13 protein-coding genes and 1 pseudogene are annotated in these 12,884 nt (G+C 38.2%); 12 read left to right on the top strand and 2 right to left on the bottom strand.

Features of this window, described 5'->3' with window-relative positions:
- Nucleotides 1-47: 47 nt before the first annotated feature.
- The 8 genes from ACFWE9_RS12710 to ACFWE9_RS12675 all read left to right on the top strand — a co-directional run bounded on the left by ACFWE9_RS12710 (nucleotide 48) and on the right by ACFWE9_RS12675 (nucleotide 7,693).
- Complete coding sequence (locus ACFWE9_RS12710; RefSeq protein WP_230160182.1) at nucleotides 48-593, top strand: helix-turn-helix domain-containing protein; 546 nt, start codon at nucleotides 48-50, stop codon at nucleotides 591-593.
- A gap of 177 nt (nucleotides 594-770) precedes the next feature.
- Nucleotides 771-962 (top strand): iron chelate uptake ABC transporter family permease subunit, encoded by a 192-nt coding sequence (locus tag ACFWE9_RS12705; RefSeq protein ID WP_290370616.1) that lies wholly within the window; start codon nucleotides 771-773, stop codon nucleotides 960-962.
- Nucleotides 963-1,222: 260 nt separating this feature from the next.
- The gene (locus tag ACFWE9_RS12700; RefSeq protein WP_230160177.1) at nucleotides 1,223-2,104 is read left to right on the top strand and encodes a PhzF family phenazine biosynthesis protein; all 882 of its coding nucleotides are present in this window, start codon (nucleotides 1,223-1,225) and stop codon (nucleotides 2,102-2,104) included.
- 144 nt (nucleotides 2,105-2,248) lie between these two features.
- A complete protein-coding gene (locus ACFWE9_RS12695; protein ID WP_377357043.1) occupies nucleotides 2,249-2,950 on the top strand; it encodes a response regulator transcription factor in 702 nt (233 codons plus the stop codon).
- Nucleotides 2,947-4,290, top strand: a complete 1,344-nt coding sequence (locus tag ACFWE9_RS12690; protein ID WP_377357041.1) for a sensor histidine kinase — start codon at nucleotides 2,947-2,949, stop codon at nucleotides 4,288-4,290. Before ACFWE9_RS12695 ends, ACFWE9_RS12690 begins: the two co-directional genes overlap by 4 nt.
- Nucleotides 4,291-4,318: 28 nt before the next feature.
- Nucleotides 4,319-5,053 (top strand): PepSY domain-containing protein, encoded by a 735-nt coding sequence (locus ACFWE9_RS12685; protein ID WP_377357039.1) that lies wholly within the window; start codon nucleotides 4,319-4,321, stop codon nucleotides 5,051-5,053.
- 272 nt (nucleotides 5,054-5,325) lie between these two features.
- Nucleotides 5,326-5,919 (top strand): beta-class carbonic anhydrase, encoded by a 594-nt coding sequence (locus ACFWE9_RS12680; RefSeq protein WP_377357037.1) that lies wholly within the window; start codon nucleotides 5,326-5,328, stop codon nucleotides 5,917-5,919.
- A 16-nt stretch (nucleotides 5,920-5,935) separates the two neighbouring features.
- Nucleotides 5,936-7,693, top strand: a complete 1,758-nt coding sequence (locus tag ACFWE9_RS12675) for a SulP family inorganic anion transporter (RefSeq protein ID WP_377357035.1) — start codon at nucleotides 5,936-5,938, stop codon at nucleotides 7,691-7,693.
- Between the two features lie 756 nt (nucleotides 7,694-8,449).
- Here the strand turns inward: ACFWE9_RS12675 and blaOXA are convergent.
- On the bottom strand, nucleotides 8,450-9,241 hold the full coding sequence (gene blaOXA, locus ACFWE9_RS12670; RefSeq protein WP_377357033.1) for a class D beta-lactamase: 792 nt from the start codon (nucleotides 9,239-9,241) through the stop codon (nucleotides 8,450-8,452).
- A 190-nt stretch (nucleotides 9,242-9,431) separates the two neighbouring features.
- On the opposite strand from blaOXA, the pseudogene ACFWE9_RS12665 reads away from it, so the two are divergent.
- Both ACFWE9_RS12665 and ACFWE9_RS12660 read left to right on the top strand, forming a co-directional pair.
- Nucleotides 9,432-10,086, top strand: a pseudogene (locus ACFWE9_RS12665) (alpha/beta hydrolase).
- 295 nt (nucleotides 10,087-10,381) lie between these two features.
- Nucleotides 10,382-10,585 (top strand): helix-hairpin-helix domain-containing protein, encoded by a 204-nt coding sequence (locus tag ACFWE9_RS12660; protein ID WP_377357031.1) that lies wholly within the window; start codon nucleotides 10,382-10,384, stop codon nucleotides 10,583-10,585.
- Nucleotides 10,586-10,721: 136 nt separating this feature from the next.
- Here the strand turns inward: ACFWE9_RS12660 and ACFWE9_RS12655 are convergent, their stop codons facing one another.
- A complete protein-coding gene (locus tag ACFWE9_RS12655; RefSeq protein WP_377357029.1) occupies nucleotides 10,722-11,336 on the bottom strand; it encodes a spore coat protein in 615 nt (204 codons plus the stop codon).
- A gap of 318 nt (nucleotides 11,337-11,654) precedes the next feature.
- Between ACFWE9_RS12655 and ACFWE9_RS12650 the strand changes: the two genes are divergently transcribed.
- Nucleotides 11,655-12,044, top strand: a complete 390-nt coding sequence (locus ACFWE9_RS12650; RefSeq protein WP_377357027.1) for an iron chaperone — start codon at nucleotides 11,655-11,657, stop codon at nucleotides 12,042-12,044.
- A gap of 169 nt (nucleotides 12,045-12,213) precedes the next feature.
- Nucleotides 12,214-12,705: a PTS sugar transporter subunit IIA gene (locus ACFWE9_RS12645; RefSeq protein WP_230160161.1), complete on the top strand. Its 492-nt coding sequence runs from the start codon at nucleotides 12,214-12,216 to the stop codon at nucleotides 12,703-12,705.
- The last annotated feature ends 179 nt before the right edge of the window (nucleotides 12,706-12,884 follow it).

The raw sequence follows: 12,884 nt of genomic DNA, 5'->3' as shown, positions 1-12,884 counted from the left end.
TAATAATATTAAATAATTTTTAATTTTATCTTTAAGGAGTTTTGTTGATGGAAAACATAGATATTGGTAAAAAAGTTGAGAAATACAGAACAGCGAAAGGTTTGAACAGTAGAGAATTAGCAAGATTAGCTGAAATAACCCCTTCAATGTTAAGTCAAATAGAACGGGGGTTGGCTAACCCTTCAATTCAAACTCTAAAGGTATTAGCTAAAGCCCTTGATGTTCCTACCTTTAGTTTTTTACTTGAAGAAACAAATACCGAAGATTTAGTTGTTAGGTCAAATGAGCGAAAGAAAATGGTTGTTGAAAACCTATCGTATGAGTTAGTGTCACCTGATTTTACTGGAACACTGGCAACTGCTATTATGAATGTTCCTCCTAACATATCATCGTCTGAGAAACTTTTGGAACACAAAGGAGAAGAAGTTGCTTATGTATTAGAGGGGAAAATTAAAGTGTTTTTAGATGATGAAGAATACATATTAGAAACTGGTGATAGTGTCAAAATACCAGGCTATATGAAGCATAAGTGGGAAAATAATTTTACTGAAAATGCTGTGATACTTTTTTCGGTGACTCCGCCAGCTTTTTAGGTTTCTTGTTGAACTGACGGGTGTTAAATCCTTTTAGGAAGGTTGCTAAGGCAGCCTTTTTCTTATGCAAACAACGAGGCAGATGTTATCCCTCATGCGGCAACATTTGTGGTACTTCAAACAGCGTGTAATTTTTGTCCCCTTATTTTCTTCCGTATCTACTTCAATCATTCCATTATGGAATCCACCTTCACTGCATATCCCGTATTGCACTTAAAGGCGTTATTCCCACTTCATGCAGCTAGGAGAATGGTTGGATTTGAACATAAAAAGGTTATTCCGGTCAGCCTTTTTCTTGGAGGAATCCTTTTAACTTCAGCTGATTTTATAGGAAGACTTGTTTTAGCCCCTAAAGAAATTCCTTCTTGACTTGTCGCTGCTCTAATAGGCACTCCATATCTCTTATATTTACTGAGAAAAATATAGGTGATGACATATAAGAAGATCCTTTCTGACATAAGGGGCGGAATAAACCTTAAAGTAAATAGGGCTTTTAACATGAGAGTTGCTCTGACAGCTCTTTTTTTTTATGGAGCTAACTGGGTAAATAGCGTCTTTATTTTTAAAATTTTACATGCAATAATTTGTACATTCGTTAAAATAACTAAAAAGTAAACGAGGGGAAGTTAGTGGAGAGGGTTAATTATTCAATTGTTGATGTGTTTTCTAATGGAAAATATACAGGAAATCAACTAGCGGTTTTTAAAAACGCTGGAAATATCCCGGATAATGAAATGCAACAAATAGCCAAAGAAATTAATTTTTCCGAAACCACCTTTATCTTGTCTGATTCAAAAAATGATGGCGGCTATGATGTTCGGATTTTTACGCCTAATGAAGAGGTTCCTTTTGCTGGACATCCGACTTTAGGAACTGCATATATCATTCAAAACGAAGTATTAGAGGAACCATTGGATAACCTTATTTTAAACTTTAAAGGTGGTCAGATAAAGGTTTCATTCAATAATCAAGAAGAGCTACTATGGATGAAACAAAATGAACCAACTTTTGGCACGATTTTAGATACAGATAAAATTTCTGAAGTTTTACATATACATAAAGAAAACATAGATGATAGATTTCCGATTCAAGAAGTTTCGACGGGACTTCCAGTGCTTGTTGTCCCATTAAAATCATTGGAAGCAGTTAAAAAAGTAAAGATTAATAGAGAAAAATATTTTGAGTTAATTGAACATATGGATGCAAAAGCCATTATGGTTTTTTCTCCAGAGACCTATGATTCGAAAAATGATTTGAATGTTCGAGACTTTGCGGACTATTATGGTATCCCCGAAGATGCAGCCACTGGCAGTTCTAATGGATGTTTAGCTGCTTACTTAGTTAAATACCGGTATTTTGAAAAAGGTCAAATAGACATTCGGGTAGAACAAGGATGCGAAATCGAAAGACCATCTTTATTGTTTTTAAAAGCAGGTGATGTTAACGGGGGAATCGACGTTCATGTAGGAGGTAAAGTAGTGAAAATTGCTCAAGGTGAATGGTTTCTTTAATAACCTAACCTACTCAACTGACAGATGCTCTAGGTTGCTGAGGCAGCCTTTTTCTTATTGAATGAGCAGGCATTAATCCAAAACATTATTGAAAAGGAATGACACATAAATGGGGACAGTCCCACACAAAAGGAGGTCTTCCAAATGGATAAAGAATCAATACTAATCGTAGAAGACGAAGAAAAAATCTTAAGACTGCTTGAATTGGAACTTGAAATCGAAGGCTACCAAATCGGAAAGGCAATGGACGGAAATGAAGCCCGTGAAGCGTATCGATCAAGAAGTTGGGATTTGATCTTATTGGATGTGATGCTTCCAGGCATAAGTGGGATCGAGCTGCTTCGGAAAATTCGTATGAAAAACAATTTCACCCCTGTCATCCTGTTAACTGCAAAGGGCTCGGTTGAAGATAAAGTTTCCGGTCTTGATCTCGGCGCGAATGACTACATCACTAAACCTTTCCAAATTGAAGAATTGCTTGCCCGTATTCGTGCGGTTTTAAGAATGCGGACTGTAGCATCTTCAATGGAAGATGAAGACGATGGGTGGCTCAATACTGCAGATTTAAAGGTGAATGTCAAAACACGCGAAGTCATTAGGGGTGAAAGTGAAATTGAACTAACGCCAAAAGAGTATGATTTACTTCTTTATTTACTGAAGAATAAGCGTCAAGTGCTAAACCGGGATCAGATTCTGGAAGCGGTTTGGGGGTATGATTTCTATGGAGAAACAAACGTGGTGGATGTGTATATCCGGTATGTTCGCAAAAAGCTCGACTATGGCTTTGATACGCCGCTTATTCATACTGTAAGAGGCGTTGGCTACGTCATGAAGGAAGCAAAATGAGACTGCGGAAGAAAATAAATTTATATACAGCGGTGTTATTCATTTTCCTGCTTCTTTTGATGAATGTTTCCATTTATTTTGTTTTCAGTAATCTGATAATGGTGAATGAACTTAATCGTGCGAAAGCGGAGACAGAGAAAATTGCCTTTGATGTTAGTAAAAATGTCAATAATATATCGCCAAATGATTTACTTCGAGCTTATCTGCCTATTGATGGCATGATTGGTATAGTAAAAGAGGGTCAACCAAAAGGAACAGTTGTTACATCCAATTCTGAAAAACTATTAAGCAATCGAAATAGTGGCTTTTACCCCGGTGAGAAGAGCGAAATCATCACTTATCATCAGAATAAGTATGTATTCGTTTCAAACCCGATTGTTTGGGTGGATGGAAGTGTAGTTAATCTTCAAATCACCAAAAGCATTACCGCAACAGAAGAAATGCTCGCTGTTCTGCGCATCGTGTTAATCGCTGTAACGGTCATTGCGATGATACCTGTTCTGATATCAAGCACTATTCTTAGTAACTTCATCGCCCGTCCGATTCGATCGATGATTGATACGATGAAGGAGATCCAAACAAGCGGCCAATTTAAGCGACTTAGCCTTGAGGAAAAATCAAAAGATGAACTTGTGGAAATGGGAAAAACCTTTAATCACATGATCGATTTGCTACAAGCTAACTTCGAAAAACAGGAGCAATTCGTATCAAATGCTTCACATGAATTAAAAACACCGCTAACTGTCATTGAAAGCTATGCAAGTCTTTTGAAGAGAAAAGGGTTGGAGCGTCCTGATTTGTTTGATGAATCAATAGAGGCCATTCATTCTGAAGCCATTAGAATGAGAGAGATGACAGAGCAAATGCTCCTGCTTGCAAAGCATCAGGAAAAATGGAATATAGTGAAGGAAAACATTAATCTGAACGATATCATTGCAGAGTTAGCGAAAGTGTATAAAAATGCGTACAATCGATCAATGGAGATTTATAGTAACGATGCAATTGAAGCAGTAACGGACGTTCAAAAGTTAAAACAGCTTTTGTTTATTTTTTTAGACAATGCAAGAAAGTATAGTGACGAGCATATCTCAGTCTACATAGGACAAACAAGTAATGAAGCTTATATACGCATCGAGGACAGAGGGGATGGCATCCCAAAGGCTGAATTGCCAAAAGTGTTCGATCGCTTTTATCGTGTAGATAAAGCAAGAAGCCGAAAGCAAGGTGGATCGGGATTGGGGCTTTCCATGGCAAAGGAAATTGCTGATGCAATTGATGTTCGGATTGAAATGGATAGTCTTGAAGGCAGGGGAACGATCGTTACTCTATTATTTGATTAAGCCAGAATGACGTTGGATGGGGGATACGATGAAGATTAGAAAAGTGCTGATAACAGCTGGATTGACTCTCGTTTTTGGTCTGCTTTTATTCGTCGGGTTTCAATGGCGCGCTCCATCATTATCCGCGGAAATCTTGACGAAAGAAGAAGTGAACCAGACAGCAAAGGATAAATATCCTGGAACCATTATAAAGACAACGAGAACTGAAGGTGAAGAATATCAGATTGAAATGCAGCTTGAAACCGGGGTATATCAAATTAGGATGGATGCGAAAAGCGGTGAAGTTCGTTCTATAAAAAAAGAAGCCATAGTTCATGCAGCTGAAGAAACGACGGAAAAAACACCCCAAAAGCAACTGACCCAAAAAGAAATAAAGTCACGTATTTCAAAACAGGGTGATCTGGAACAAATTGACTTCGTGCAGGAGAAAAACAACTCCTATTATAAAGTAGTTGTAAATAAGAATAACGAAAAAATCACATTAATACTCGACCCATATACAGGAACTATTATTGACTCAACTATGGTGGCAGATAGTATCATTACAGAAAAAGAAGCAATTGAGATTGCGGAAAAACATGTAAGAGGAACAGGTGACGATACAGAATTTTATCAACCCTCAGATCAGACACCCTATTATTTGGTCGAGGTTGAATTAGAGGACGATCGAGACGCAGTCGTCCAAGTGGATGGTTACACAAAAGAAGTAAAAACAATCACATGGGAAGATGATGAAGAGGATGAAGAGGATGGACCTGAATAAATCAAGACGTAAATGGAACAAAGCATAAAAAAGGGTGATGCATAGTTTAATATGCATCACCCTTTTTTGCTTCGTTGAGTAAGAAAAATGCAAAAAAAAAGAGAAGAAACTGTAATAATTCTCACTAATTTCTAATCCATCTATCATTTAACTCTAATTTAATATCTTTAACATGGAATAAAGCACCAAATGATAAAGCAGAGCTAAATAAGTGTTGGAAGGCATCTGGATTATTGTACATAGAACATTTACACGTGAAAGGAGAATAAGTAATGTCAGTTATTTCTAGCATTCTGGATTACAACAAGACGTTTGTCGATCAAAACAAATTTAAAGAGTTTCAAACGACAAAGTATCCAGATAAAAAGATCGTCATCATAACATGCATGGATACCCGTCTGTTGGAATTGCTTCCAAAGGCGATGGGGTTAAGAAATGGAGATGCGAAAATCATTAAAAACGCTGGAGCTTTAGTTTCTCATCCTTTTGGCAGCATTATGCGCAGTATCCTTGTCGCTATTTATGAGCTAAAAGTGGAGGAAGTGTGTGTGATCGGACATCACGGATGCGGTATGGTGGGGCTTCAATCATCTTCACTTCTCGATGCCGCAAAGCAGAAGAAAGTCAGTCAGGAGCAAATTGATGTCCTTACAAACTCTGGTATTGATTTATCAAAGTGGCTGTCGGGCTTTCAATGCGTTGAGGAGAGTGTAACAAATAGTGTCCGTTTGATCGAGAATCACCCATTATTACCGGAATCCATTGCCGTTCACGGTATGGTCATCCATCCCGAGACGGGTAAATTGGATCGAATCATAGATGGATATAGCAAAATTGTCAGCAAAAAAGAAATACATATTCAATAAAAGAAGGAGCGATAAAATGATGGGTTCTAGCAGGCTTGAAGGATATAACTTAGGCCATTTTCAGAAAGACCTGGTTGCCGGGGTGGTAGTTGGGATTGTAGCGATTCCTTTAGCGATGGCCTTTGCCATTGCTTCTGGAGTAAGACCGGAATACGGACTGTACACATCAATTATTGCCGGAATTATGGTCTCCCTTTTTGGAGGCTCCAAATATCAAATTGCAGGCCCGACTGGAGCCTTTGTCCCGGTCCTGTTCGGGGTGGTCATGCAGTACGGATATGAAAAACTGTTAATCGCCGGTTTCTTGGCAGGTATCATGATTTTCCTTTTAGGTGTCTTCAAACTGGGAAGATTCATCAAGTTTATACCCCGTCCAGTTACCATCGGCTTTACTGCTGGAATTGCTGTGATAATCTTCTCTGGGCAGATTGCCAATTTCTTTGGACTCAGTAACTTAAAAAAAGAAGAAGCCTTTCTTTTAAATATGAAAGAAATTTTATTGAACTTCAATACAGTGAATGTTTATAGTGTACTGGTAGCTATCATAAGTTTAACTCTCGTCATATTAACTCCAAAATATTTACCGAAAATCCCCGGGGCATTGCTAGGATTGATTGTATCAACTCTGGTCGCCAGCTTATTCTTTCCTGGTCAGGTAGCGACAATTGGATCGGCTTATGGCGCCATTCCTAATGCATTGCCCCATTTTCAGTTTCCCCAGATCACTGGCGGCCTAGTAATTGAACTCCTGCCGGCTGCTTTGATCATTGCCATGCTTGGAGGAATTGAATCACTATTGTCCGCAGTAGTGGCAGACGGAATGACCAACAGTAAACATAACAGCAATAAAGAGCTGATGGGGCAAGGATTGACCAATATGATTACGCCTTTATTTGGAGGCATTCCGGCTACAGGTGCCATCGCCCGTACCGCAACGAATATTAAAAACGGTGCAGTTTCCCCTATATCAGGTGTGATTCATGGGCTGGTGGTTTTGCTGGTGTTAGTCAGTTTGGCTCCTTATGCTTCGGCGATTCCACTGGCCAGTATGGCCCCCATTCTTATGTTTGTCGCATGGAACATGAGCGAAAGCAAAGAATTTTCGCATATCTTAAAAGCAAAAACCATGGATTCGGTCGTTTTAATCGTTACCTTCGTGTTAATCGTATTGATTGACCTGACAACAGGTGTCGGAATCGGATTACTATTAGCCATTCTATCGTTCGTTAAACTGATGAGCGGTACATTGAAATTATCAAAGGTATTACCAGATCCGGCCGATAAACTAGTTAAACCAGAAATGGTGCAACAAGGTTCAAGCTGTCCGCAAATTAACATATATACGATAGAAGGACCTTTATTCTTTGGTACAATTGAAAGGCTGCAAGAAGAAATCGAGGAAATAATGCGTTCTAAACCAAAAGTCCTTCTATTAAGAATGAGAAATGTGCCATTTATTGACACTTCTGGTGAAGCACTTCTAACCGACATCGTGAAGCAATTCAAGTTCCACAATCTACAAGTGTTGATTTCCGGGATTCAACCCGAACCTGAAGATATATTGGTAAAAACTGGATTTATTGAACTGGTAGGTAAGGAACAATTCTTTACTAGTACGGGTGATGCCATTAATAAAGCTTTATCCAAGCTTGATGAGAACCGTTGTAAAGGGTGTAAACAGTTTTCATTTGCTGAATGTGCCGCACTCTCCCGGCAAGTACCAAAGTCTAAGGCAATAAAGCAGAAAAGAAAACGGGAGATAGGGTTAACATGAACCCCTGTCAAGAAGATAAGGCATCTGCTTTTGGCAGATGCCTTTCTTTTCAACCTCTTTTATTTAATTCAAGGGGGATAACTTGATTTATGATAGCCTAAATAAAACGATTCCTACTTTAACAAGATGATTTGCATAAAGTACGAAAAAAAAGAAAGAAGCGAATAAGCGTTAATTATTTATGGCTCGATGAAAAACCTAAGAAAATAACTAAAATCATCAAAAGTGAAATCATTGACACATTAGCATGGTTTGCTCAGGGATTAATCCTGACAGAAGTTAATTTAATTGTATGCCACTAAAAGCATGATTCCAAATGTCCTCATCCCAAATTCGGTTAGGAACTTCTAAAACACAAACGTTTTCTAGGTTCCATTCTAATTCAGAAATACTTGTTGCATCATCCGAGGGGATTAATATTAGTACATTAAATTCTTTTTCTTTTAACATGTCCTGCATGACTTGGTCATCATATGTTGACCATCTAACAATTAATTACAATATTACTCTAAATACTATATTAGATGAGAATTTTCTCTTTTTTGATTGGACAATCCAAAAAAAGGCTCCAGAGCAAGCAATAGCGAGGCTATCTACCTTTCAATGCACGTAGAGTATAAAACCACCTTTTTCATGAGATATGTGGAAACTGATGATAGCAAAAAGCGATGGTGCATACATACTGTGACATGATTTTAGATTTGTAGGTTCATATAAAAAAACGCATGCCCAAGTATGAAGAGCATGCGTGAACTATTATTCTTTTATGATATCCAACTCTTTCAGGGCATCAAGCGTAATCGTCTTGGCTTTGCTCCCGCTGCCGTCCATGTTCGTTGCGAAGGCCCATTTCCCTTTGTCCGTTTCGATGTAACCCACATACCAGCCCAACCCCATATCAGAAAGGCGTGTACCGGTTTTTCCATGGAGGACATATGAGTCAGCTTCTTCGTTGATCATGATTCTCTTAACCGTTCTCATATGCTGCTTATCGATAGGCAGTTTTTCCTCTACAAGGTTTTCGATGAATTGGACTTGTTCCTGTGCAGATATTTTTATAGAGCTATCCAGCCAGAACTGATCGATCCCACCGGAGATATTACGATTGCCGTAATCGAGCAGATTCACATAGTGCTGCATGTTTTCCACCCCAATATCGCGGGCCATTGCTTGATAATACCAGATCACTGAATACCTCATGCCTGAAGCCAGTGTATGATCTCTATTCCAATCTTCAAATTCCCTGATTACGCCATCCCAGCGCTTCACTTCATATTCATCGCTCACCGCTTTTGTCTGTAAGCCGATTAATGCATTCGCCACTTTAAATGTCGATTCTGGAGTAAAACGTACTTTACTTCTATTTTTGTTATAGACATAGACTTTATCATTTTTTAAGTTTTGGATGATCATCGTGCCATCCACACCATCGAAGGATTCCCCAATTTGCAATTCTTTCACATTATGACCGTTTGCACTTGCATGAATCTTGCTCATGGAACCAGTGACTAGCAGGACAAGAATGAAACATAACACTTTGATTTTCATTACACACTCTCCTTTAAGGCTGGATTTAAAAAACGCCAAATTCAACTCTATGTTTTTCCAAAAAATAGGACAATAACTAAAGTATACATTTTTCCGGCGAGGAACGATACATCTAAATACTATCAATCATGGAGGAATGCAGCGGGCAGCCAATGAATATATAGAGTAAACGCTAGATTGGGGAGCGATCATGCAGGTTAACCGAAGGAAAATAATTAATAGCAATGAAAAAGAAGTTGCATACACACATATTGAAAACGGGAGTCCTGCCATTTGTTTTATGTTTTCCGGTGCAGGTTACACATATGAGAAACCGTTATTTTATTATTCGACAATGCTCATGCTTCAAAATCAGTTTGATGTCGTGCATGTTCATTATTCTTACGAGCAGGATATATTCAAGCATCCATTGGTGGATATCACTAAAGTTATGGTTAATGATTGTACTCCGATCATTATGGAAGTATTTCAAAAAAAACGAATATCAAGAAACTTTGTTTTTAGGCAAATCACTTGGTACGATACCCATGGTTAATGAATTTATGAAAAGTGAAAGGTACTACCAATCGAAAATGATTTTGCTTACGCCACTATTAAAGTTCGATTCCATTTTAGAAGGGATATTGAGAAGCGATCATTCAACACATATCGTTATAGGAGAAAAAGATCCTCATTATATTCCTGGTAAAATTCAAATGATTGAAATGAAGAAGACGATAAGTCTGAATAAAGTCCGTGATGCCAATCATTCTTTGGACATTGCCCCTTTTAATGCTTCAAGCTCGATCGAGGTTCTGGCAAGTGTCATGAAAGGGATGGAAGTGTTTATAAGGACCAAATACTGATCAAACGGTAAGAAAAATAAACCACTACACAAAGAAATGATATTGCCATTAATAAGTAAAAATTTTGGACGTAATTAAATAAAGCCCATATTCTTAAAAGGGGTGTACGCCATTAAGTTCCACAACTAAAAGAACCACTTTGCAGGACAAGTACAATGGTGAAAATTGAAACTGCCTAAAAAAATATCTATATTTAAACATGATACTAAAGCAATAAAAGGGAACAATTTTAGAGAGAAATCTGTAAAGAAAGTATGCTGTGTGTAGGATTTTGTTTTTATAAGGAGAATGAATCATGATAAATATCGAGAGCGATCTGCCGACGGAATTAGCGAAACCTGCACGGCGGGCCCTGGTGGGGGAGGGGTATGTGCATTTGGATCAGTTCACCCAGCTAAGTGAAGCAGAAATCCTGCAGCTGCACGGGATGGGGCCAAAAGCAATGGAGCAGCTTAGGCGTGCACTTGCCGCGAAAGGGCTGACCTTCGGCGATAAATGAATTAGTTGTACAATCATGGTTGACTCATTCGAGGCTGGGGTTCAATAGCACCAATTAGAGTTGAATTTCCCTGATGAAAGCCGAGTTATCCTTGATTACGAAGGAAAACTCGGCTTTTTAATTAGAGCTGAGACTTTTAATTTATTATATTTTTTGTGGATGGGGCAAAACTTTTAATCATTTGTGTCATATCCTGTGGAGCCAGCTGGGGTACTTGGTAATAGCGGTGCTTGTTTTGATACAAGAAGATTTCATAGGCCATTTCAATAAAATTAGGGACACTGTCAGCAACGACCCGTCTAAGCACTGGGTTTGTCATTTCAGCAGCAGTCATGGCCAGCAGTGATCCGGTTGACTTGATTAAACCTAACATATGTCCTGAAACGCCATGTTCATTCATGTCATTTACAGATTGATTTGGTTTTTTAGGCTGAGAGGGTGACAACCCATATATAACATCATTTTTCTGGTTCATTTCGTAGGGCTGGGAAACGTGCGATGGCTTTTTTCCTTGACTGAAGGCTTCTACGGCAATGTTATATACATCCGTAATGAATGTATACTGATGGTTAAGAATCGCTTTTAACTCTTGGTCTTTAATGTGCTGGTCAAAGAGTTGATACTGATCTAAAACATTAATAAATCCTGCAAGGACCTCGTGAGTATCAAATATTTCGTGACCACCATGGTTCACATTTGGCATCATATTTTCTGATTGTTGGTTGTTGGACATATTCATTTCATTTTGCAAAATCATTACCTCCAAATTTTTTTAGCATACTTCTTTAAGATGGTCAGTGATGCTTAAAAGTATGTAAGGTTTAATAAAAAAGAGGTAGTGCACTAGCATGCTTTGATGCTTCTGACAAATGGCTGATCTTTCTCAGTATGGGCGATGATTTCGCCTGCTTTAAACGTTCCTGATGATGGGTTTAATAGCAGGAACAGATATATTTCATGGAGCATTTCTGTTTAATAGAAGTGTTTTTAAGGGTAACGTAGCAGGATAGTGGCAGAAGGAAATGTTATAATATGGGTTAAGTATTCTGGATATATGAAAGGAGAAATCATGGAGGGAACCAATACGTTTAAAACGATTGATGAATACATTCTACGATTTCCCGAAGAGGTTCAGGAGATACTAAGGACGTTAAGGAAAGTCATAAAAGATGCAGCGCCGGAAGCGGAAGAAAAGATAAGTTATCAAATGCCTACGTTTGCTTTACATGGAAACCTCGTGCATTTTGCTGCCTATAAAAACCATATAGGATTTTATCCAACTCCTAGAGGAATCTCTGCTTTTCAACATGCTTTATCTGAATATAAAAGTTCAAAAGGGGCCGTTCAGTTTCCACTAAATAAGCCTATACCTTATGAATTAATAAGCGAGATCGTTACATTTAGAGTGGATGAAAACATAAAAAAGAAAGCAGAAGCCAAATTGAAAAAGAAAAAATGATTTCATTCAATTCTTTCGATAATCATTTTGTAATGAATAATAGATACAATTTTTCATTCTATGGGACAGGAAGGATTGTATTCAGATACAATTAGTGTGGACTGATTAGTACATATAGGGCTTGAAATCATCTTAATAAAATCGACTGAAACAGGAAGGTTGGGATAGTATGTTCAAAAAATTATTCGGTAAAAAAGAAAATGTGGAACAGCTGCTTGCTCCTATAAATGGACAAGTAATGAATATGGAGGATGTTCCGGATCCAGTGTTTTCCGGGAAGATGATGGGGGACGGAATAGCGATTCTTCCTGAAGAGGGTTTGGTTGTCTCTCCTCTTGATGCAGAAGTGGTCCAGGTTTTTCATACTAAACATGCCTTAGGCCTCCGTACAAAAAGTGGCATCGAATTGTTAATACATATTGGCTTAGAAACAGTTAACCTGAAAGGCGAGGGATTCGAAGTCCATGTCGCAGAAGGGCAAAGTGTAAAAGCAGGAGACAAACTCGTTACATTTGATATCGAATTTCTAAAATCTAACGCTCCCAGCATTGTAACTCCGATTGTCATTACGAATGGCGAGCTCGTTGAAAAACTAGAAAAAACAACTATCACCCAAGCACATATAAACGAAACGGAGATTATGAAAGTTTATTTGAAGTAAAAGTGCCCAATTAGACGTTTAGTGCCTTCAAAAAAATTAGAAACTTCTAAAAATGAATAAAGTAAAACCTGCAAAATATGCAGGCAAGCACTTGGCGAGAAAGTACTAAGATCCGGTGTTGCTCCTGAATCTTTTATATTTAATGCCATAAAAGGAAGCGGTGCTGCGGCCTCTCCTTT

This window comes from Peribacillus sp. NPDC060253 (assembly GCF_042727425.1).
GTDB lineage: Bacteria > Bacillota > Bacilli > Bacillales > DSM-1321 > Peribacillus.
Note: the sequence above shows the minus strand (reverse complement) of the source record. Positions and strands in the feature narration are given on the sequence as shown.

Bases quoted from the DNA above. Each gene is read 5' to 3' on its own strand.
- ACFWE9_RS12675 (WP_377357035.1), top strand. From the start codon at position 5,936: ATGATGGGTTCTAGCAGGCTTGAAGGATATAACTTAGGCCATTTTCAG.
- ACFWE9_RS12660 (WP_377357031.1), top strand. From the start codon at position 10,382: ATGATAAATATCGAGAGCGATCTGCCGACGGAATTAGCGAAACCTGCA.
- blaOXA (WP_377357033.1), bottom strand. From the start codon at position 9,241: ATGAAAATCAAAGTGTTATGTTTCATTCTTGTCCTGCTAGTCACTGGT.
- ACFWE9_RS12705 (WP_290370616.1), top strand. From the start codon at position 771: ATGGAATCCACCTTCACTGCATATCCCGTATTGCACTTAAAGGCGTTA.
- ACFWE9_RS12710 (WP_230160182.1), top strand. From the start codon at position 48: ATGGAAAACATAGATATTGGTAAAAAAGTTGAGAAATACAGAACAGCG.
- ACFWE9_RS12685 (WP_377357039.1), top strand. From the start codon at position 4,319: ATGAAGATTAGAAAAGTGCTGATAACAGCTGGATTGACTCTCGTTTTT.
- ACFWE9_RS12645 (WP_230160161.1), top strand. From the start codon at position 12,214: ATGTTCAAAAAATTATTCGGTAAAAAAGAAAATGTGGAACAGCTGCTT.
- ACFWE9_RS12695 (WP_377357043.1), top strand. From the start codon at position 2,249: ATGGATAAAGAATCAATACTAATCGTAGAAGACGAAGAAAAAATCTTA.
- ACFWE9_RS12680 (WP_377357037.1), top strand. From the start codon at position 5,326: ATGTCAGTTATTTCTAGCATTCTGGATTACAACAAGACGTTTGTCGAT.
- ACFWE9_RS12690 (WP_377357041.1), top strand. From the start codon at position 2,947: ATGAGACTGCGGAAGAAAATAAATTTATATACAGCGGTGTTATTCATT.
- ACFWE9_RS12650 (WP_377357027.1), top strand. From the start codon at position 11,655: ATGGAGGGAACCAATACGTTTAAAACGATTGATGAATACATTCTACGA.